The following is a 19,140-nucleotide window of genomic DNA, read 5'->3' as shown; positions in this document are numbered from 1 at the left end:
CGTCACCAGGCACCACCGGCTCACTCCGCCACGAAGGAGATCGCCCGTGTCGACGCACGACCTCTACGCGCTCCCGGCCGACATGGCCGTCTGGGAAGTCCCCGCCGCCGGCTCCGCGCGGTTCACGTGGGAGTACGACGAAGGCCGCGACCGCCTGCTCGCCCTCTACGCCAAGGGCAAGGACAAGCAGTGGGACGCCGCCAAGCGCATCGACTGGGACCTCCCCGTCGACCCCGTCTCGCCGCTCGGCCTCCCCGAAGAGACCCACACCCTCTACGGCACGCCCAGCTGGAACAAGATGTCGCGGAAGGAACGCGACGAACTCGGCCGGCACAGCATGGCCTGGCAGTTCAGCCAGTTCCTGCACGGCGAACAGGGCGCGCTGATCTGCTCCGCGCGCATCGCCGAATCCGTCCCCGACCTGGATGCGAAGTTCTACGCCGCCACGCAGGTCATGGACGAGGCCCGGCACGCCGAGACGTACGCCCGCTTCCTCAAGGACAAAGTCGGGCTGTACTACCCGATCAACCCGCAGTTGAAGCAACTCCTCGACGACACGCTGTCGGACGGCCGCTGGGACATGCCGTACCTGGGCATGCAGGTCCTCATCGAGGGCCTCGCGCTCGCTGCGTTCGGCATGCTGCGCGACATCACGCCGGTCGAACTGCCCAAGCAGATCCTCGCGTACGTCATGCAGGACGAGGCCCGGCACGTGGCGTTCGGGCGGCTCGCGCTGCGCGACTACTACCGCGAACTCAGCGATGCGGAACTCGCCGAGCGCGAGGAGTTCGTCGTCGAAGGCTGCTACCTGATGCGCGACCGGCTGCGCGGCGAGGAAGTCTGGGACAACTTCGCCATCGACAAGGCCGAGGCGCTGGAGGCCACCGAGAACTCCGAATACCTGCGGGACTTCCGCAAACTGCTGTTCAGCCGGATCGTGCCGTGCATCAAGGACGTCGGCCTGTGGGGCCCCAAGGTGCGCGACGCGTTCGCCGACATGGGCGTGCTGGACATGGCGGCGACGGACGTCGAGGTGCTGATGCGCGCGGACGAGGACACCGCCGAGGAACTCGACCGCACGCGGCGCTTTGCCGCCGAGGAGGCAGCTCGCGCGGCGGAGGTCGCGGAGATGGTGGCACTCGGCGGGGAGTGAAGCCGGGATTGCCACGGGGACGGAAGCAAGGAGAGGACGCGAGTGCGGGCGGCGCGGGCGCGGGTACATTCGGCGGCATGAGCGATCTTGTCCGGTATTCACCGCCCGCGTTCGTTTTCGACCTCGACGGCACGCTTGTCGACAGCGTGTACCAGCACGTCATCTCGTGGCAGGAAGCCCTCCTCGAAGCGGACATCCCGCTCGCGACCTGGCGGATCCACCGCAAGATCGGCATGAGCGGCGGCCTGTTCGTCAAGGGTGTGCAGCGCGAGACCGGCATCGTCCTCGACGACGCCGAGGTCGAGCGCCTCCAGGACGCGCACGGCCGGCACTACGCCAAGCGGGTCGCGGACGTGCAGCCGCTGCCCGGCGCCGCCGAGCTGCTCCGGCACCTGACGAACGTCGGGATCAAGTGGACGATCGCCACCAGCGGCCGCCGCTCCGGCGCCGAACCGATGCTCGCCAAGCTCGGCGCCCCCGCCGACCTGCCGATGGTGACGCGCGACGAGGTGGCCCGCGCCAAGCCCGACCCCGACCTGTTCCTGGCCGGCGCCGCCAAGCTCGGCGTCGACCCGCGCGACTGCGTCGTGGTCGGCGACAGCATCTGGGACCTGCTGGCCGCGCGCCGCGCCGGATCGCTCGGCGTCGGCCTGCTGTCCGGCGGCTACGGCGCCGACGAACTCGAACGCGCGCACGCCTTCCGCGTGTACGAGGAACCGGGCGACCTGCTCGCGCACATCGACGAGCTGGGCGTGCGCGGGGTCTGACCCGGCCTCGCCCCCGACCGGCCCGCCGCGCCGCCCGAGCCGCCGTCGCGGCGAAAGCGGCCGGGTCCGAACGGAGTTCACCCGTTCGGCGGCGCGGGGGACGGCGGGGGTGCCCCCGTAAAATTCCGGCATGGCATCAGGTCCGACGGAATCTCCGCGGGACGCCGCAGCGCTGCTCGGGGTGCTCGCCGCACCGGACCGGCTGCGGGTGTTCGCCGCGCTCGTCCTCGACGCGCGCGGCACCACGGAGATCGCCGAACGCGCCGGTCTGGCACCCCGGGACACCGTGCGGATCCTGGCCCGGCTGGAAGAAGCCGGGCTCGCGGCCCGGGTGGGCGACGGCTGGCACGCCTGCCCGGAACGCCTCGGCGAAGCCGCCTTCGCGCCCGACGGCAGCGCCGCGGCCGACTACCCGGGACGCCCGCCCGGCGACGTCGCGGTGCTGCGCACCTACCTCGACGACGGGCGGCTCCGGCAACTGCCTCCGCAGCGCGCCAAGCGCCTCGTCGTCCTCGACCACCTCGCCGGACACGTCGAACCGGGCGTGCGCTACACCGAAGCCCAGCTCGCCGACATCCTGCGGCCGCTGGCCGACGACCCCCTGGCGCTGCGGCGGCTCCTCGTCGACGAGGGCTTCCTGGGGCGCGAGGGCGGCGTCTACTGGCGGACCGGCGGGACGTTCGACGTGTGACCGCGGCGGGCCGCGGTCACGGCGTGGGGACGGGCGTGGGCGTCGCGGTGCCCGCGTAGTCGACCTTCACCGAGCCGTTGTCGGAGGAGATCTCGATGAGGCGCGGGGACAGCGGGTCGAGCCTCACATTGTTCTTCTCGCTGCCGTTCGAGGAGCTGAGCTGCACGTTGTAGGCCTCGGGGCCGCGCGGCAGGTAGAGCTTGGCGCTGCCGTTGTCGGACGACCCCTTGACGTACGACGGCGCGTTCAGCAGCGTCGCGCGCAGCGACCCGTTGTCGGTCGAGAAGTCGACCCGGTCGGCGACCGTGCGGTCCACCGAGATCGAGCCGTTGTTGCTGGTCAGCTTCAGGTTGCCGGACGAGTCGCGGACCTTGATGGAGCCGTTGTTGCTGCGCAGGTCGAGCTGCTGGCGCATGCCGTCGGCGGTGATCGAGCCGTTGTCGCCGCGCACCGTGATGGGGATGCCCGTGGGCACCGAGACGGTGTAGTCGCCGTCGCAGGTGATCGACATGAACGACGGGCAGTTGGTGTCGAGGGTGAGGGTGGTGCCTTCGAGCTTCCAGGTCGGGTTGCCGCCGCGGATCGAGTCCGTGATCGTGCGGTCGACGTGCAGGTTGCCCGCGACGCCCGGCACCAGGTGGATCGAGCCGCCGTCGGTGGTGATCTTGAGCTGGTCGCCGGAGAACGCGAAGTCCTTCTGACTGTCCACGTCGTGCGTCGACGCCAGCACCAGGCCGGCCAGCGCCCCGGAGCCGATCAATCCGACGAGCAGCACTCCGCCGAAGGCGAAGAGCGTCGTACGCAGCGGCCTGGTCATGGCGGGCTCCCGGGATCGGAACGGCGGTCTCGGCGGTGGCCGCGCCGCTCGGGTGCGGCGTTCGGACTCTGGGAGCCTACGAGGCGCGGATGCCGGTGCGGCATGTGGCACTCTCCCGGATCGAGGGTAGGGACAGCCCCACCCTGAACCGGTCGGGCCTCGGCGACGTGCAAGAACGTGCCGGGGCCGGTGCCGGGGGACGAAGATTTCCGCGGACGTCGGCGGCAGATGCCGGGTTCGCCGATGGCGTGAGGAGTCTCCCTATGTTCGACACCGTGTTCGGTCTTCCCGTGCACGTGCTCGTGCTGCACTTCGCCGTGGTGCTGGTGCCGCTCGCCGCGCTCGCCACGATCGCGGTCGCGGTGCGTCCGGCCTGGCTGCCGCGGTTCGGCGTGTGGGTCGCGGCGCTCGACGCGGTCATGGTCGTGCTGGTGTGGGCGACCAAGGAGAGCGGCGAGAAGCTGCTGAAGCGGATCTACCCGGATCCGTCCGCCCGCCCGGCGGCGATGCGCACGCACATCGAGCGCGGCGACGACCTGCTCTGGTACGTGGTCGCCTTGTTCGTCGTCGCGGCCGCCTTGGTGGTGGTGGCCCGGCTGCGGGCGCGCGGGCAGGCGGCCATACGGGACACCGTTCCGGCGTTCGTGGTCCCGGTGGTGGCGGTGCTTGCGGTCGCCGCGGCAGTGCTGGTCACCGTGCAGGTCGTCCGCACCGGGCATGCGGGATCGCAGGTGGTGTGGAAGCCGATCGTGCAGTCGACGAACGGGTGACAGGCGGCGGGCGCTCGGGTCAGTCGCCTTCGGCCTGTTCGCGGGTCGCCAGCAGCCGCCGCAGCGAGCTCAGCCGGGCCGGGTCGGCGTGGCCGGCCTCGACCCACGCGTCCAGCGCGCAGTCCGGTTCGTCGTGCGAGCAGGCGCGCGGGCACTCCGCCGTCCCCGGCTCCAGGTCCGGGAAGGCGTGGATGATCCGCCCGAGGTCCACGTGGTTGAGGCCGAACGACCGCACGCCCGGGGTGTCGACGGCCCACCCGGAATCCCGCTCGTCGCCGAACCGGGGCAGCCGCAGCGTCAGCGCGGACGTGGTGGTGTGGCGGCCGCGCCCGGTCACCACGTTCACATGCCCGGTGGCCCGCTGCCGGTCCGGTACCAGCGCGTTGACCAGGGTCGTCTTGCCGACGCCGGAGTGGCCGACGAAGACCGTCGTGCGGCCCGCGAGGTGGGCGCGGATGGGGTCGAGGTCCCAGTCGTCGTAGGCGTCGCCGCCGCGCGTGACGACGTACGGGACCCCGAGTGCGCCGTACAGCTCCAGCAGCGACTCCGGCCCGCGCAGGTCCGCCTTGGTGAGCACCAGCAGGGGCTCCATGCCCGCGTCGTAGGCCGCCACCAGGCACCGGTCGATCAGGCGCGGCCGCGGCTCCGGGTCGGCGAGGGCGGTGACGATGGCGAGCTGGTCGGCATTCGCCACGATGATGCGTTCGAACGGGTCGTCGTCGTCCGCGGTGCGCCGCAGCACCGAATCGCGGTCTTCCACGCGCACGATGCGGGCGAGCGCGCCCTTGTCGCCGCTCACGTCCCCGACGATCGCCACACGGTCGCCGACCACGACGCCCTTGCGGCCGAGTTCGCGGGCCTTCATGGCGGTCACTTCGTGCTCGCGCCGGGTGTCTTCCTCGACCAGGCAGGTGTACCGGCCGCGGTCGATGGTCAGCACCCGGCCGGTCTCGGCGTCGTCGTGCTTGGGCCGGATCCGGGTCCGCGGGCGCGATCCGCGCCGGGAGGGACGGACGCGGATGTCGTCTTCGTCGTAGTCGGTACGGCGCGTGGACCGGGCGTTCGCCATCGTGGGATCCGTCCGCTCAGCTCGCCTGGTCGGCCGGCATGAGCAGCGCGTGCCACAGCGCCGGGAAGTCCGGCAGCGTCTTCGCCGTCGTGGCGATGTTCTCCACCTGGACCCCCGGCACGGCGAGGCCGATCACCGCGGCGGCGGTGGCCAGCCGGTGGTCGTCGTAGGTCGCGAACTCGCCGCCGTGCAGCGGCCGCGGCCGGATCACCAGGCCGTCCGCGGTGTCGGTGACGTCGCCGCCGAGCCCGTTCAGTTCCTTGGCCAGCGCGGCCAGCCGGTCCGTCTCGTGCAAGCGCAGGTGGGCGATGCCGGTCAGCTCGCTGGGGGAGTCGGCGAGGGCCGCCACCGCGGCGATCACCGGGGTCAGTTCGCCGACATCGTGCAGGTCGGCGGTGATGCCGTGGATCTTGCCGGTGCCGGTGAAGACCAAGCCGTCGTCGGTGAACTCCCACGCGCCGCCCATGCGCGCGAACAGGTCGCGCAGCCAGTCGCCGGGCTGCGTGGTCGCCACCGGCCAGTCGCGCACCGTCACACGGCCGCCGGTGACGAGCGCGGCGGCGAGGAACGGCGCGGCGTTCGACAGGTCCGGCTCGACCACGACGTCGCGCGCGGCGATCGGACCCGGGGCGACCTTCCACACGTCCGGCTCGGAGTCGTCGACGGACACCCCGGCGGCGCGCAGCATCGCGACCGTCATGTCGATGTGCGGCATCGACGGCACGGAACTGCCGATGTGCCGGACCTCGACGCCCTCGGCGAACCGGGCACCGGACAGCAGCAGCGCGCTGACGAACTGCGAGGACGACGAGGCGTCGATCTCCACGATCCCGCCGCGGAGCGAGCCCGCGCCGCGCACCGTCATCGGCAGGCGGCCGGTGCCCGCGTCGTCGATGTCCGCGCCGAGGTCGCGCAGGGCGAGGATGACGCCGTCGAGCGGCCGCTCGTAGGCACGCGGGTCGCCCTCGAAGCGCACGTCGCCCGCGGCCAGCGCGGCGACCGGCGGCAGGAAGCGCATCACGGTCCCGGCGTTGCCGACGTCGACGTGCGCGGGGCCGCGCAGCGGCGCGGGGACGACGCGAAGGTCGCCGTCCGCGGTGTCCTCCACGGTCGCGCCGAGCGCGCGCAGACCCGCCGCCATGAGCGTGGTGTCGCGGCTGTACAGCGGCTGCCGCACGGTGCTCGGGCCGTCCGCGAGCGCCGCGAGCACCAGCGCGCGGTTGGTCACCGACTTCGAACCGGGCAGCGCGACGACCGCGTCGACGGGAGCGGAGGCGACAGGAGCGGACCAGAGCGGGGAGGTCATGGTCCATCAGCCTATACGGGCGGCCCCGGCCTCCCCGGGGGGATTTCCGCCGCCACTCCACCGAACGTGCGAGGGTAGGGCCCATGTGTGGTCGGTACGCCTCCAGCCAGCAGCCCGACGATCTGATCGAACTGTTCGAGATCGAAAAGTCCGCGGTGCCGGAAACGCTCCCGCCGGACTGGAACATCGCGCCGACGAAGAACGTGTACGCCGTTCTCGAACGCTCCGTCGAACGTGAGGGCCCCGCGGTCCGCCAGCTCCGCACCGTGCGGTGGGGCCTGGTGCCGTCGTGGGCGAAGACCCCGGAGACCGGCGCGAAGATGATCAACGCGCGGTCCGAGACCGTGTTCGAGAAACCCGCCTACCGCAAGGCCTTCGCCAGTCGCCGCTGCCTGCTCCCGGCGGACGGCTACTACGAGTGGTACACCCCCGAGACGGCGCCCGACGGCCCCAAGGGCAAGGCCCGCAAGCAGCCGTTCTGGATCCACCACGCGGACGGCTCCCCGCTGGCCTTCGCCGGCCTCTACGAGTGGTGGCGCGACCGGACGCGCCCCGACGACGACCCGCTGGCGTGGCTGTGGACCTGCACGATCATCACGACGGACGCCGAGCCGGAACTGGCCCGGATCCATCCGCGGATGCCGCTCGTCCTGGACGCGTCGCGCTGGGACGCGTGGCTCGACCCGTCGTTGGGGGACACCGAACGGGCCCGCGGGCTGCTGACGCCGCCGGAGCCCGGGCGGATGGCGGCGTATCCGGTGTCGATGGCGGTCAACAGCGTGAAGAACAACGACGCGCACCTGCTCGACCCGCTGCCGCCGGAGGAGGTGGAGGCGGGAGACGCGACGTTGTTCTGACGGGGCGCAGCGCGGTTTGTGGGCGCCCGGGCAAGGGCCGCGGGCCCGCGGGATCGGCGGGTCTTCGGGGCGGCCGCGCCGACGGGCAGGGCGATCGGCGCACGTGCCCGGCGGCACGGGATCGGCGGCGCCCCGGAACCGCCGCGAACCTCCACCCCGCCCACCACCACACCGAAGACGGCCGATTCGCCGAGCACGACGGCGACGACGTTGGCCGACACGTCCTCCACCACGGGCCCGCCGCGCTCGTGCGGCAAGGGGTCTGTGGCAGGTGGGCCGGTGGTTGCGGTTCGAGCCGGTGCGGTTCGGGTGAGGTGTGCGGGAAGCCACGGGTCTGCGGGGGAGGCGCTCGCGGCAGTCGGCCCGCCGGGCCCGGAGGCGGTCGGATGCCTGGTTCTCTCAACGCCGCCGTTACTGCCGGTTGCGGCTCTTGCCGGGTGGCTTGCCGCGGGGTGATGCCGGTACGCAGGGGCACCTTCGGGCCCGGTGACGGTCTCCCTGCGTGGTGTCCAGGCGCGGTCGCCCGCCCGGCGCCTGTCGGAGTGATCGGGCCGCAGGGCGTGGTGGGTCGTCTTCCGTCGGGCGGGTCCGGGAGGATCGGGGGGTGAGTGTGCGCAAGTCTTCTCCGCAGTCCTCGGTCGAGGCGGCGTCGGGTACGGACCCGGCCGAACCCGTCGTCCGCACCATCCGCACCATCCCCACACCGGTCGGTGACGCCCGGGCCACGGTGTATCCGGCTCCCGGCACGGTCCGGGGCTGGTTCGTGGCCTCGCACGGGGCCGGGGGCGGTATCGAAGCGCGTGATTTGGCGGCGCTGGCCGCGGCGCTGCCGCCGCTCGGCGTGACCGTGGCGCTGGTCGAGCAGCCGTGGCGGGTCGCGGGGAAGAAGCTCGCGCCCGCGCCGAAACGGCTCGACGAGGCGTGGATCCCGATCGTCGACGCGCTCAAGGCCGACATGGCGGGCGCGCGGTTCGCCGCCGCGGGGCGGAGCGCGGGGGCGCGTGTCGCATGCCGGACGGCGGCGGCGACCGGCGCGGCGGGCGTGGTCGCGCTCGCGTTCCCGCTCCATCCGCCGGGCAAGCCCGCCGCGTCCCGCGCCGACGAACTGCTCGGCGCGGGAGTCCCGACGCTGGTCCTGCAAGGCGACCGCGACCCGTTCGGCGGCCCCGACGAGTTCCCCGCCCTCGGCTCCACCGGCACCCTCACCCCCGTTCCCCACGCCGACCACGGCTTCTCCGTGGCGAAACGCGCCCCGGTGAGCCAGGACGAAACCCTGAAGACGATCACGGACGCCACCGGGACGTGGCTGGTGAAGCTGTTCGGCTGAGAGGAGGGCGGCGGCGGTGGGGGAGAGTCCGCCGCCACGCCGGAAGGTCCCAGTCGCGGCCAAACCCTCGCACGGCTCATCCGGCGGTGTGCCGAGCCCACGTCGTATCGCCCCGACGCCGCTCGGCCGCGGTAGCGCCCCTGCGGGCCCGGACGGAACCGCCACCGAGCCGCGATCCATGCGGCCACCGCCTCGACGCCGTCGCGGGGGGTGACGGACGCCGCGGCGGCCCGACCGCCGCACCGACTGGCCTGGTCGCTGCGCTGAGCACGCGCTCCCGCAGGCCACCCGCTCACGCTCACCTGACCCCCGGGGGACCGACCGGGCATGCCGCGGAGTGTCCGAGCCGGACGGCCGCGCGGCTCTGTCCCCGTGGCGCCGGCCGCGTCCCGTGTCGCACCCCTCGTCGCCCGGCATTTCTCCGCCGCGCTCGGCAAGCCTCAGGGCATGGGTCTGCGCCCGACCGAGGGAGCCGCCGGCCGTTTTCGTCCGCGTCGTCGGTCCGCCGGCCCCTCCGTCGTCTCGTCCGACACGCCCGTCCCACGCAACCCGCCTCGCCCGTCTCGACCGTCCGACGCACCCCCCGTTCGGACGCGCCCGACCTCGTGGACCTGGCGTGGTGCTCCGGGGCGCGGGCGGTGCCGGCGGGCGCCGGAGTGCGCGCCCGGGGGCCGTGCGCGCCGGGGAATGATCGCCGTGCTCCTCGCGTTGTGGCCGGTACATCCTCGATCTGCGGAGGTCGCCAATGCTCACTGCCACGCCCCCTGTCGGCCGTGCCGACGCCGGGAACGACGCGTCGATCCTGACTTGGCCTGCCTGGGTGCCGGGCGGTGATCGCAAGCGACCGATATCGTCGACGTCTAGCGGGTCGAAGGTGGTCCGCGAGGACCATCGGGTTGAGGAGGTGGGTCCGGTCGCGGAGACAGAGACCCTGGAGCAGCGGGACGCGCGGTTCGAGCGCGACGCGCTGCCGTATCTGGACCAGCTGTACTCGGCCGCGCTGCGCATGACGCGCAATCCCGCCGATGCCGAGGACTTGGTGCAGGAGACGTTCGCCAAGGCGTACGGGTCGTTCCACCAATTCCGCGAGGGCACCAACCTCAAGGCATGGCTGTACCGGATCCTCACGAACACCTTCATCAACAGCTACCGCAAGAAGCAGCGGGAGCCCCAGCAGAGCGCCACCGAGGAGATCGAGGACTGGCAGCTCGCGCGGGCCGAGTCGCACATGTCGACGGGGCTGCGCTCGGCCGAGGCCCAGGCGCTCGACGGGCTGCCCGACTCCGACGTCAAGGAAGCCCTCCAGGCCATCCCGGAGGAATTCCGCATCGCCGTGTACTTGGCCGACGTCGAGGGATTCCCGTACAAGGAGATCGCGGACATCATGGGTACCCCCATCGGTACGGTGATGTCCCGGCTGCATCGCGGACGCCGCCAGTTGCGCACCCTGCTGGAGGACTACGCCCGCGAGCGCGGGCTCGTCCCGGCCGGCACGGGCACGGATTCGAAAGGTTCCGTCTCATGAGCTGCGGCGACCACCACGAGGTTGACTGCGCGCAGATCCTCGGCAAGCTCTACGAGTACATCGACAACGAGCTGGCCGATGCGGACTGCGGCGATATTCGGACACATCTGGACGAGTGCTCGCCGTGTCTGGAGAAGTACGGGCTGGAGCAGCACGTGAAGGCGCTCGTGCAGCGCTGCTGCGGCTGCGACGACGTGCCGGTCGACCTGCGCAGCAAGGTCCTGGCCCGGATCCGCGAAGTGAAGATCGAGGTCGCGACGCAGTCCGACGGCAGCCGGATCGTGGTGGAAGAGCAGGTCGACACCGTGATCGTCGACAAGCCGGGCGCCTAGCAGGCGAATCCGCGCGACGACACAGGGCGCAGACTTGCGAAGGCGCGCCGGGCATCGCCCGGCGCGCCTTCGGCATTTCCGGGCCCGCGTATGCGCGGGGCGCGAAAAGCCGCGAACCCCGCATTGCGCGCCCCCCGTTCGGGTTAATCCGGCAGAATCGGGCGTTGTAAAACGGACAGAAGGCGCTCAGCGCCCGTACGCCGTCCTATTCTCGGTTGGCGGTTGAATGCGCGACCGGAGCCCGAGGAGGCAGTCGCATGGGAACCCTGCCGACTGTTCCAGACGGCCGGTCCACCACCCGAACCCTCTGTGTGGGGGCCGGGATTGCGTTGCAAGGCGCAGTGATGGCGTCCGCCGCGCTGCTGTATCTGCGGCGCAATCTGACGCGGGTGCGCGGTGAAGCGGCACGCGACGCGGCGGTGCGCAGTCTGCTGCGCGCCGTCGAGGTCAAGGACGGATATACCCGAGCGCACAGCGAACGCGTCGCATACGCCTCCGTATTGATTGCCCGTCAGCTCGGCATGGGCCGGCAGCGCATTGTGCTGCTGCGCTACGCCGCCCTGCTGCACGACGTCGGCAAGCTCGGCGTGCCGACCCGGCTGCTCACCAAGTCCGGCCCGCTGGACGCCGACGAGCGCGAGACGATCCAGCGGCACCCGCAGTGCGGTGCCGATCTGGTGCGCGACCTGGACTTCCTCGGCGAGGGCCGGGACGGCATCCTGCACCACCACGAGCGCCTCGACGGCCGCGGCTACCCCGCCGGCCTCGCGGGCGACGCCATCCCGGAGTTCGCCCGCGTCATCGCGGTCGCCGACGCCTTCGACGCGATGACGTCGACCCGGTCGTACCGCCGGTCCCGGCCGATCGAGGCCGCGCTGACCGAGCTGCACCGGTGCAGCGGCGACCAGTTCGACCCGCGCATGGTCACCGCGTTGGAGACCGCGCTGCGCCGCTACGGCTGGCCGCTCGCCGAACGCCCCGCCGCCGGGCTCACCGCACCGGTCGGCACCGGGCTGGAAGGGCTGCCGCCGCTGCCCGTGCCGCGGCTCGGCACGCAGAACTCGCACAGCGTCGCGGGGGCGTTGGCCGCGGAGCACGCGGACGGCGCCTGAGCCGCACCACCGCGGCCGTCAGGAACTCTTGAACCACGCCCCGGACTTCACCAGCGAGGCCAACTGGTCCTTGGTGAGCGGCGGTTGGTCGTAGCGCGGGCCGAGGCCGCCCGGGCCGGTGATGCCGGACGAGGCGTAGATCTCGACCTGGTTGCCGTTCGGGTAGATGATCCACGCGTCGTAGCCAGGACCCGACACGTGATCGCTGCCCGGTTCCTGCTGGTTGCCGGGCGCCGAGAACGTGGACAGCAGCGAGCCGTCCGACAGCGTGACGTGCGTGCAGTCGGTGTTCGGCGCGACGATGCCGAAGTCCTCGCAGTGGTTGGTGGCGCGCTCCTGCGCCATGGTCGGCCGCGGCTGGTCTGCGTTGACCTTCTTGTCCACGACCGTGATGTCGAGGTAGGCGGTCTTGCCGTTCTTGGTCAGCAGGTAGCGGCCGGACAGCGGGTTGGGCGTGTACGAGGGGGTGACTCGGTCGGCTTCCCGGCGCACCGTGCCGGTGCCGGCCGGCAGCAGGGAGTTCACGAGCGCGGCGGGGCCGGCCGTGGAGGGCGTGCCGGTCGTCTTCGCGGTCTTGCTCGGCGGCGGACTGGCCGTCTTCGGTGTGGCGGTGGGCCGGGAGGAGGTGTGCGGCGGTTCCGGGTCGTCGCCGTTCCCGTGCACGCCGCTCTGCGGGGCGCCGGTTGCCGAGGCGGAGGGGCTCGGCGTCCCGGTCCGCGCGGTGGCGGACGGCGCCGCGGATGCGGACGCCGAAGGCGCGGCGGACGACGCCCGGGGATCCCCCAGCGCCGAACTGCTGCCGTCCGCCCGCGGCATCAGCGCGGTGCCCAGGGCCACCGCCGCCACCGCGACCGCCGACCCGCCGACCAGCGCGAACCGGCGCCTCCGCCGGATCCGCCCGGCGTGCCGGAGGACGGCGTCCACCTGCGCGGTCGAGGCGGATCCGTACGGGATCGGCAGGCTGTCGCCGGCGATCCCGAGGAGCCGGCGTGCGTGCATGTCGTCGGAATCCTGTTCGGTGCGGTCAATGCCGTGCAGGTCGTCCGGGTGGTTCAAAGCCTCGCCTCCTCGGCGGACGTGACGCGGCGCGCGGCCTCGTCGGGCAGTGCGTCCCCCAGCGCGGCGCGCAGCGTCGCCAAGCCGCGCGCGCTCTGGCTCTTCACGGTGCCCGGGGAGACGCCGAGCAGCTGGGCGGTTTCCTCGACGCTGAGGTCCTCCCAGTACCGCAGCACCAGCACGGCGCGCTGGCGCGGCGGCACGGCGGTCAGGGCGACGCGTACCGCGAGGCCCATGTCGGGGTCGCTGCCCGCGGCCGCCGCGGTGTCCGGAGGTGCGGCGTGCGGGTGTTCGCGCCGCCACATGCGGCGGCGCGAGGATATGAACACGCTCATGAGCGTGCGGCGCGTGTACGCCTCGATGTTGTCGATCCGGTCCAGCCTGCGACCGGCGAGCACGACCTTGACCAGCGTCGTCTGGACCAGGTCCTCCGCGTCGTGCATGTCGCCGCACAGCAGGAACGCGCTGCGCAGCAAAGGCCCGCGCCGCACGGCGATGAACTCGCGGAGCGCTTCGTCGTGACCCCCCAACGCCCCACCTCCCCGGGGCCCCCGGAGGGCCTCTACGAGGGAAGAGAGCCGGAGCGCGCGGGAGGTTGCGCCTTCCGGGGAAGAGTTTTGGCGAGGCTGACGGAGCCGACCGAACGGGCGGAGCCGACGGAGCGTACGGAAGCGGCGGCCGAACCGGCGGAAGACCCGCGGCCGTTGCCGGAGGGTCGGCCGAACCGGCGCCGCAGCGCCTGCGGGATCGGCGGCAGCCGCCGCGGCCCGCGGTCGCGCAGCATGCCGTCCACCACGAGCAGGCCGACCCCGGCGGCGACCAGGAGGTCGCCCGGGCTGTCCACCTCGGGCCGCAGCGGCAGCGGGACCGGCAGGGACTCGGCAAACCAGTCGAGCCTGGTGTCCGGCCCGGCGGCCAACCGGCCCGCTTCGCTCGGCCGTTCCAGCGGCAGCCCGGCACGGGCCGCGGCGTGTTCGGACACCGGCATGCCGCCGTTGACCGCCATCACCAGCGCGTTGAGCAGCAGCCCCGCGGCGGCCAGCGGGACGCCCGCCAGGTGCAGGTTGCCCGCGGCGAACCGCGCGGCCAGGCCCGCGGACGCGAGCAGCGCGAGCTGGTGCGGGGTCACGTCGGTGGCCAGCGCGCCCGCGAGCTGGCACGCGAACGCGGCGCCCAGCCACGGCAAGTGCCGCACCGGGAGCCGGGACAGGCCGGAGACCCGTCCGCCGAGGGCGGCCCCGACGGCGAGCGCGAGCAGGAGGACGAGCACGGCGAGACCCATGGTCGCATTGTCGCTAATCCGGAGGATCCCGGACGGTCTACGACATACCGCCGTATGGGCCGGTGTGATGGTCGTATCGCGCTGCGCGGTCCGAAACCCGGTACGCCGCGCCGACGCCCCTACAAAGTTCCGCGCCGTGTGTTGTACCCCGCGCCATCCCGGAGGGGCCTTCGCCGCGTGGTTGGATTTTTGCGGGCGGGCGCTACCGCGACCCCCGCGGGCGCGTACGCGGGCCGCGCATCGATCCGCGCCCCGACACCGGGTGCGGACCACACGAACGAGGAGCGGGGATGGCCGAGGAGGTCTACGCCGAGATGGTCGCCAACGTCGCCCAGATCGTCGTCGCCGAGGGCGACGCGGTCGAGGCCGGCACGACGCTGGTGATCCTGGAGTCCATGAAGATGGAGATCCCGGTGCCGACCGAGACGGCCGGCACCGTCAAGGCGCTGAAGGTCGCCGAGGGGGACGTCATCCAGGAGGGCGACCTCATCGCGGTCATTTCCTGAGCGCCGCCGCAGGCGCCGTCAGCCCGAGGTCCGCACCCCGTGCTCGACGCACTTCGCGGTCCAGCCGCGCGGCGTCACCTGCACGACCATGCGGCGCCGGCAGTCCGCGCAGTACCGCGGCGGCTCCAGGTCGCGGCGCCGGGCGCACGCCTCGTGGCCGGCCGAGCCGGCGGGCTCGCCGCACTGGTCGCAGTAGCGGTCGACGTCCGCGGCGGTGGGGGTCTCCGAAGCGCTCACGGTCGTTAGAGTACGGGCCCATGCCGCACGAGCCGATCCCGGTGTCGCCGGGAACACACGCCGAGCTGACCCACACCGTCACGGACGCCGACACCGCGGCCGCGGTCGGCAGCGGCGACCTGCCGGTGCTCGGCACGCCGCGGCTCCTCGCGCTCGCCGAAGCGGCCACCGTCCGCGCCCTCACCGGGCTGCTCGGCGCGGACCGCACCTCGGTCGGCACCCGGGTCGCGCTTGAGCACCTGCTCGCCACCCCGGTCGGCGGCACCGTCACGGTCCGCGCCGAAGTCGTCTACGTCGACGGCCGGTTGGTGCGCTTCTCGATCGTCGCCGAGGACGCCGCGCGACGGCTCGTCGGCCAAGGCGAAGTCACCCGGGTGATCGTCGACCGCGAACGCTTCCTCAAACGCGTGCCGCGGGACTGACCCGACCCAACCCGGCCCGACCCAACCCGACCCAACCCGACGCAACCCGGCCCGACCGCGCCGCACGGGGCGGTCACACGCCGTTGGTGCTGCGCGGGTACACCGCCTCCGGGTCGGTGAGCACGTTGACCAGGTACGGCACGTCCGACGCGAACGCCCGGGCCAACGCCGGGGCGATGCCGTCCGGGCTTGCCACCGTCTCGCCCGCGCCGCCGAGCGCGCGGACCACCTCGTCGTAGCGCGTGCCGGGGGCGAGGTCGGCGGCGACGTCGTAGCCGTACAGCGATCGCATGGGGTGTTTCTCCAGACCCCAGATGCCGTTGTTGCCGACGATCATCACCACCGGCAGACGGTGCCGGACCAGCGTGTCGACGTCCATCAGCGAGAAGCCCGCGGCGCCGTCGCCGAGCAGCAGCACGATCTGCGCGGCCGGGCGGGCGAGGCGGGCGCCGATCGCGTAGCCGAGGCCGGTGCCGAGGCAGCCGTACGGGCCCGGGTCGAGCCAGCCGCCGGGGCGGGCGGGCTCGACGTACTTGCCCGCGTACGAGACGAAGTCGCCGCCGTCGCCGATCACCACCGCGTCGTCGTCGAGGACGCGCAGCAGTTCGCCGTAGACCCGCACCGGATGGATGGAGTCGCCGCCCGCGTCCAGCAGCGCCCGGTCCGACTGGTACGCCGTCCGCGCGGCCCCCTGCACCTCCGCGCTCCAGTCCCGGTACGCCCGCGGCGCGGCCTTGCGCGCCCACGCTTCGACCAGCGCGTCCAGCGCGAGCGCCAGGTCGGCGCGGACCGACACCGCGGGCGCGCCGCCGCCGGGTGCGGACTGGCCGGGGCCGTCGGTCATGTGTACGACGCGGGCCGGCGGGGTGCCGTCGCGGCCGCCGAAGACGCCGTAGCCGAGCCGGAAGTCCAGGGGTGCGCCGACGACCACGACCACGTCGGCGCGGCCGAGGGCGGCGGCGCGGGCCCGGGACGCGAGGAGTTCGTGGCCGCGGGGCAGGATGCCGCGGCCCATGCCGTTCGCGACGACCGGGATGCCCGTGGTTTCCGCCGCGCGCCGAGCCGCGTCTTCGGCGCCGCCCATCCACACGTCGTGGCCGAGGACGAGGACCGGGTGGCGGGCGCCGGCGAGCAGGGCGGCGGCCGCGTCGATCGCGTCCGGGTCGGGGGCGACCGGGGCGATGCGGGCGGGAACCGGAGCGGGGGCGCTGCCGCGGTCGAACAGCACGTCCATCGGGACGTCGAGGAACACCGGGCCGCGGTGCGGGGTCGCGGCGAGCGTCAGCGCGTCGGACACGTCGGCGGCGATCCGCTCGGTCTCGTGCACGGTCGCGGCGCGTTTGGTGACGGGGGCCAGCAGCGGCGGGTGGTCCAGTTCCTGCAGCGCGCCGGATCCCCAGCGGAAGGCGGGCGCGCGGCCGCCGAAGACCAGCAGCGGGGAGCCGTTCATGTGCGCGGTGGTGACGGCGCTGACCCCGTTGGTGACGCCGGGGCCCGCGGTCAGCACGGCCAGGCCGGGGCGGCGGGTCAGCTTCGCGGTGGCTTCGGCGGCGAAGACGGCGGACTGCTCGTGCCGCACGTCGAGGATCCGCAGGGGTTCGGCGGCCTTGACCGCGCCGTCGTAGACCGGGAACACGTGGCCGCCGGACAGCGTGAACATGGTGTCGATGCCGTGTGCGCGGAACGCGGCCACGGCATGCTCGCCGCCGTGTCCGGTGAGGCCGTCGTCACCGTCCCCCGCGTCGGTGCCGGGTACCGCTTCCGTGTCCGTCATGCCGCCCACCTCCGAGGGGCACGGTATGCCGGGTCGGGCGAGGGGGACAGGGCTTTCCGGAGCTTTACGCAGCAGCCCGGGGCTTTCCGGCGGCGGTTCCGGGGACGCGTCGGGCCCGTGCCGCAAACCGGCACGGGCCCGACGGACGAGTTGCCGCTACAGCGTCTGGTTCAGCGCCTTGACCGGCATCTGCAGGTCGGCGAGGAGTTCCAGGTCGCTCTCCGGCTTGCGGCCGAGGGTCGTCAGGTAGTTGCCGACGATGACCGCGTTGATGCCGCCGAGCAGGCCCTTCTCGGTGCCGAGGTCGCCCAGGGCGATCTCGCGGCCGCCCGCGTAGCGCAGGATCGTGCGGGGGAGCGCCAGGCGGAACGCGCCGATGATCCGCAGGGCCTCGCGCGGCTCGATGACCGTCTGCTCGCCGAACGGCGTGCCCGGCCGCGGGTTGAGGAAGTTCAGCGGCACCTCGTCCGGCTCCAGCTCGGCGAGCTGCCCGGCGAACTCGGCGCGCTGCTCGTCCGTCTCACCCATGCCGACGATGCCGCCGCAGCAGACCTCCATGCCCGCGGCGCGCACCATGCGCAGGGTGTCCCAGCGCTCTTCCCAGGTGTGGGTGGTGACCACGTTCGGGAAGTAGGAGCGGGCGGTCTCCAGGTTGTGGTTGTAGCGGTGGATGCCCATGTCGGCCAGCTCGTCGACCTGCTCCTGGGAGAGCATGCCGAGCGACGCGGCGATGTTGATGTCCACCTTGTCGCGGATGGCCTTGACGCCGTCCCGCATCTGGTTCATCAGGCGCTCGTCGGGCCCACGCACCGCGGCCACGATGCAGAACTCGGTCGCGCCGGTCGCCGCGGTCTCCTCGGCGGCCTTGACCAGCGACGGGATGTCCAGCCACGCGGCCCGCACCGGGGACGGGAAAAGGCCGGACTGCGAGCAGAAGTGGCAGTCCTCGGGGCAGCCGCCGGTCTTGACCGACACAATGCCCTCGACCTCGACCTCGGGGCCGCAGTGCCGCATCCGCACTTCGTGGGCGAGTTGCAGCAGCTCCTCGAGGCGGTCGTCGGGCAGCCGCAGCACCTGGAGCACCTGGTCGGCGGTCAGGCCGCGGCCCTGCTCCAGGACCTGCTCGCGCGCGACGGCGAGGATGTCGCCGTCCGCGGGGGCCTGCCGGTTCGTCGTGTCGAGCGTCTCCGTCACCGTTCACCTCGCGCTGGATCGTGGGCGGCACGGAACACGCCCGCGTCGAAGGTACCGCCCAGGGCTGGAGCCAGACTCGAGCGGGCCGCCCCGAGGAACTCCGCGGGGTGCAGCGCGCCCGCGCCGGCGCCGACCGCACCGGCCAGCGGGCGGGCCGCGAGCGTCTCGAGATCGCGCACGTTGGCGCGCATCGCGAGGTCCGGCTTTTCCGGCCACGAGCCGATCACCACCCCCGCGAGGTCGATGCCGCGGTGCGCCATCGCCTCCAGCGTGAGGGCGGTGTGGTTGAGGGTGCCGAGGTCAGGGCGGGTCACCACCAGGACCTGCGCGCCGAGCGTGTGCGCGAGGTCGGCGAGCGTGGTGCCTTCGTCGTCGAAGCGGACCAGCAGGCCGCCGGCGCCCTCGACGAGGACCAGGCGGCGGGTTTCGGCCAGCTCGCGGATCCGGTCGGCGGCCGCGTACAGGTTCACCGGCGCGCGGCCCTCCAGGCGGGCCGCCGCGGCGGGGGACAGCGGGTCGGCGAACCGCGCGTACTCGTGCAGGTCGGTGATGCCCGCGAGGCGCCCGATCTCGTCGACGTCGGGCACGTCGCCGGTCGCCACGCCGGTCTGTGCGGCCTTCACCACGGCCACCGACGAACCCCGCGTGGCCGCCAAGGCCGCCACGGCGGCCGTCACCACGGTCTTCCCGACGCCGGTATCGGTCCCGGTCACCACCAAGATGCTCACGGGGCGAGAGCTTAGGGCCCGGGCGGGCAATCGGGACTTTGGTCCCGCATACCGGGACTTCCGGGCCGGGGTTCGGCGCCGGTTCCCCGGGCAGGATCGGGGTGTGGGCGTGGAGCCCGGACCGGGCGGCGGCCCGGATCCGGGCACGCGACCCCGGCCTTCTGCACAGGCGGAAACCCGGAGTGAACGGCAATCCTCTCCGGACGGCGGCCGGA

The 19,140-nt window shown here is 73.1% G+C and carries 20 protein-coding genes and 1 pseudogene; 11 read left to right on the top strand and 10 right to left on the bottom strand.

Features of this window, described 5'->3' with window-relative positions; all coding sequences use genetic code 11:
* Nucleotides 1–46 precede the first annotated feature (46 nt).
* From ACPA54_RS24880 to ACPA54_RS24870, 3 genes are all read left to right on the top strand, one after another.
* A complete protein-coding gene (locus tag ACPA54_RS24880; protein ID WP_423533267.1) occupies nt 47–1,153 on the top strand; it encodes a ferritin-like domain-containing protein in 1,107 nt (368 codons plus the stop codon).
* 77 nt (nt 1,154–1,230) lie between these two features.
* Complete coding sequence (locus ACPA54_RS24875; RefSeq protein ID WP_423533265.1) at nt 1,231–1,920, top strand: HAD family hydrolase; 690 nt, start codon at nt 1,231–1,233, stop codon at nt 1,918–1,920.
* A 130-nt stretch (nt 1,921–2,050) separates the two neighbouring features.
* Nucleotides 2,051–2,611, top strand: coding sequence for a DUF2087 domain-containing protein (locus ACPA54_RS24870; protein WP_423533263.1), 561 nt, complete (start codon nt 2,051–2,053; stop codon nt 2,609–2,611).
* 16 nt (nt 2,612–2,627) lie between these two features.
* Here the strand turns inward: ACPA54_RS24870 and ACPA54_RS24865 are convergent, their stop codons facing one another.
* The gene (locus ACPA54_RS24865) at nt 2,628–3,428 is read right to left on the bottom strand and encodes a DUF4097 family beta strand repeat-containing protein (protein WP_423533262.1); all 801 of its coding nucleotides are present in this window, start codon (nt 3,426–3,428) and stop codon (nt 2,628–2,630) included.
* A gap of 263 nt (nt 3,429–3,691) precedes the next feature.
* On the opposite strand from ACPA54_RS24865, the gene ACPA54_RS24860 reads away from it, so the two are divergent.
* Complete coding sequence (locus ACPA54_RS24860) at nt 3,692–4,198, top strand: DUF2231 domain-containing protein (RefSeq protein WP_423533260.1); 507 nt, start codon at nt 3,692–3,694, stop codon at nt 4,196–4,198.
* 19 nt (nt 4,199–4,217) lie between these two features.
* Here ACPA54_RS24860 and rsgA read toward each other — a convergent pair whose 3' ends face one another.
* The gene (gene rsgA / locus ACPA54_RS24855) at nt 4,218–5,267 is read right to left on the bottom strand and encodes a ribosome small subunit-dependent GTPase A (RefSeq protein WP_423533258.1); all 1,050 of its coding nucleotides are present in this window, start codon (nt 5,265–5,267) and stop codon (nt 4,218–4,220) included.
* Between the two features lie 16 nt (nt 5,268–5,283).
* Nucleotides 5,284–6,573: a 3-phosphoshikimate 1-carboxyvinyltransferase gene (gene aroA, locus ACPA54_RS24850; protein ID WP_423533257.1), complete on the bottom strand. Its 1,290-nt coding sequence runs from the start codon at nt 6,571–6,573 to the stop codon at nt 5,284–5,286.
* An 83-nt stretch (nt 6,574–6,656) separates the two neighbouring features.
* On the opposite strand from aroA, the gene ACPA54_RS24845 reads away from it, so the two are divergent.
* The 5 genes and pseudogenes from ACPA54_RS24845 to ACPA54_RS24825 all read left to right on the top strand — a co-directional run.
* The gene (locus ACPA54_RS24845) at nt 6,657–7,430 is read left to right on the top strand and encodes an SOS response-associated peptidase (protein ID WP_423533255.1); all 774 of its coding nucleotides are present in this window, start codon (nt 6,657–6,659) and stop codon (nt 7,428–7,430) included.
* A 685-nt stretch (nt 7,431–8,115) separates the two neighbouring features.
* Entirely contained in the window at nt 8,116–8,757 is a 642-nt protein-coding gene (locus ACPA54_RS24840) for an alpha/beta hydrolase family protein (protein WP_423533460.1), read from the top strand.
* A gap of 745 nt (nt 8,758–9,502) precedes the next feature.
* A complete protein-coding gene (locus ACPA54_RS24835; RefSeq protein ID WP_423533253.1) occupies nt 9,503–10,282 on the top strand; it encodes a sigma-70 family RNA polymerase sigma factor in 780 nt (259 codons plus the stop codon).
* A complete protein-coding gene (rsrA, locus tag ACPA54_RS24830; RefSeq protein ID WP_345673870.1) occupies nt 10,279–10,614 on the top strand; it encodes a mycothiol system anti-sigma-R factor in 336 nt (111 codons plus the stop codon). The genes ACPA54_RS24835 and rsrA overlap by 4 nt, the downstream gene beginning before the upstream one ends.
* Nucleotides 10,615–11,006: 392 nt before the next feature.
* Nucleotides 11,007–11,726: pseudogene (locus ACPA54_RS24825) on the top strand (HD-GYP domain-containing protein); the annotation flags it as partial.
* Between the two features lie 18 nt (nt 11,727–11,744).
* On the opposite strand, the gene ACPA54_RS24820 reads toward ACPA54_RS24825, so the two are convergent.
* The 3 genes from ACPA54_RS24820 to ACPA54_RS24810 are packed head-to-tail and all read right to left on the bottom strand — an operon-like array spanning nt 11,745 to nt 14,064.
* The gene (locus ACPA54_RS24820; RefSeq protein WP_423533251.1) at nt 11,745–12,782 is read right to left on the bottom strand and encodes a hypothetical protein; all 1,038 of its coding nucleotides are present in this window, start codon (nt 12,780–12,782) and stop codon (nt 11,745–11,747) included.
* Nucleotides 12,779–13,312: a SigE family RNA polymerase sigma factor gene (locus tag ACPA54_RS24815; RefSeq protein ID WP_423533249.1), complete on the bottom strand. Its 534-nt coding sequence runs from the start codon at nt 13,310–13,312 to the stop codon at nt 12,779–12,781. The genes ACPA54_RS24820 and ACPA54_RS24815 overlap by 4 nt, the downstream gene beginning before the upstream one ends.
* A gap of 32 nt (nt 13,313–13,344) precedes the next feature.
* Nucleotides 13,345–14,064, bottom strand: a complete 720-nt coding sequence (locus ACPA54_RS24810; protein ID WP_423533247.1) for a DUF5317 family protein — start codon at nt 14,062–14,064, stop codon at nt 13,345–13,347.
* A 290-nt stretch (nt 14,065–14,354) separates the two neighbouring features.
* Between ACPA54_RS24810 and ACPA54_RS24805 the strand changes: the two genes are divergently transcribed.
* On the top strand, nt 14,355–14,570 hold the full coding sequence (locus tag ACPA54_RS24805) for a biotin/lipoyl-binding carrier protein (RefSeq protein ID WP_423533245.1): 216 nt from the start codon (nt 14,355–14,357) through the stop codon (nt 14,568–14,570).
* 18 nt (nt 14,571–14,588) lie between these two features.
* Here ACPA54_RS24805 and bsaP read toward each other — a convergent pair whose 3' ends face one another.
* Nucleotides 14,589–14,807, bottom strand: coding sequence for a biotin synthase auxiliary protein BsaP (gene bsaP / locus ACPA54_RS24800; RefSeq protein ID WP_345673875.1), 219 nt, complete (start codon nt 14,805–14,807; stop codon nt 14,589–14,591).
* Nucleotides 14,808–14,827: 20 nt separating this feature from the next.
* On the opposite strand from bsaP, the gene ACPA54_RS24795 reads away from it, so the two are divergent.
* Nucleotides 14,828–15,229, top strand: coding sequence for a thioesterase family protein (locus ACPA54_RS24795; protein WP_423533243.1), 402 nt, complete (start codon nt 14,828–14,830; stop codon nt 15,227–15,229).
* Between the two features lie 73 nt (nt 15,230–15,302).
* Here the strand turns inward: ACPA54_RS24795 and ACPA54_RS24790 are convergent, their stop codons facing one another.
* The 3 genes from ACPA54_RS24790 to bioD all read right to left on the bottom strand — a co-directional run bounded on the left by ACPA54_RS24790 (nt 15,303) and on the right by bioD (nt 18,925).
* A complete protein-coding gene (locus tag ACPA54_RS24790; protein ID WP_423533241.1) occupies nt 15,303–17,003 on the bottom strand; it encodes an acetolactate synthase in 1,701 nt (566 codons plus the stop codon).
* 156 nt (nt 17,004–17,159) lie between these two features.
* Nucleotides 17,160–18,197, bottom strand: coding sequence for a biotin synthase BioB (gene bioB, locus ACPA54_RS24785; protein ID WP_345673878.1), 1,038 nt, complete (start codon nt 18,195–18,197; stop codon nt 17,160–17,162).
* Complete coding sequence (gene bioD / locus ACPA54_RS24780; RefSeq protein WP_423533239.1) at nt 18,194–18,925, bottom strand: dethiobiotin synthase; 732 nt, start codon at nt 18,923–18,925, stop codon at nt 18,194–18,196. Before bioD ends, bioB begins: the two co-directional genes overlap by 4 nt.
* Between the last annotated feature and the right edge of the window lie 215 nt (nt 18,926–19,140).

The organism is Uniformispora flossi, from assembly GCF_049534875.1.
Classification (GTDB): domain Bacteria; phylum Actinomycetota; class Actinomycetes; order Streptomycetales; family Streptomycetaceae; genus Yinghuangia; species Yinghuangia aomiensis.
This window is presented reverse-complemented; position numbering and strand designations above follow the sequence as displayed.

What these genes read in the sequence shown, in the direction of transcription:
- ACPA54_RS24810 (WP_423533247.1), bottom strand. Translation starts at nt 14,064, where the DNA reads ATGGGTCTCGCCGTGCTCGTCCTCCTGCTCGCGCTCGCCGTCGGGGCC.
- rsrA (WP_345673870.1), top strand. Translation starts at nt 10,279, where the DNA reads ATGAGCTGCGGCGACCACCACGAGGTTGACTGCGCGCAGATCCTCGGC.
- ACPA54_RS24875 (WP_423533265.1), top strand. Translation starts at nt 1,231, where the DNA reads ATGAGCGATCTTGTCCGGTATTCACCGCCCGCGTTCGTTTTCGACCTC.
- rsgA (WP_423533258.1), bottom strand. Translation starts at nt 5,267, where the DNA reads ATGGCGAACGCCCGGTCCACGCGCCGTACCGACTACGACGAAGACGAC.
- ACPA54_RS24795 (WP_423533243.1), top strand. Translation starts at nt 14,828, where the DNA reads ATGCCGCACGAGCCGATCCCGGTGTCGCCGGGAACACACGCCGAGCTG.
- ACPA54_RS24860 (WP_423533260.1), top strand. Translation starts at nt 3,692, where the DNA reads ATGTTCGACACCGTGTTCGGTCTTCCCGTGCACGTGCTCGTGCTGCAC.
- ACPA54_RS24870 (WP_423533263.1), top strand. Translation starts at nt 2,051, where the DNA reads ATGGCATCAGGTCCGACGGAATCTCCGCGGGACGCCGCAGCGCTGCTC.
- ACPA54_RS24865 (WP_423533262.1), bottom strand. Translation starts at nt 3,428, where the DNA reads ATGACCAGGCCGCTGCGTACGACGCTCTTCGCCTTCGGCGGAGTGCTG.
- ACPA54_RS24835 (WP_423533253.1), top strand. Translation starts at nt 9,503, where the DNA reads ATGCTCACTGCCACGCCCCCTGTCGGCCGTGCCGACGCCGGGAACGAC.
- ACPA54_RS24790 (WP_423533241.1), bottom strand. Translation starts at nt 17,003, where the DNA reads ATGACGGACACGGAAGCGGTACCCGGCACCGACGCGGGGGACGGTGAC.
- aroA (WP_423533257.1), bottom strand. Translation starts at nt 6,573, where the DNA reads ATGACCTCCCCGCTCTGGTCCGCTCCTGTCGCCTCCGCTCCCGTCGAC.
- ACPA54_RS24805 (WP_423533245.1), top strand. Translation starts at nt 14,355, where the DNA reads ATGGCCGAGGAGGTCTACGCCGAGATGGTCGCCAACGTCGCCCAGATC.
- ACPA54_RS24845 (WP_423533255.1), top strand. Translation starts at nt 6,657, where the DNA reads ATGTGTGGTCGGTACGCCTCCAGCCAGCAGCCCGACGATCTGATCGAA.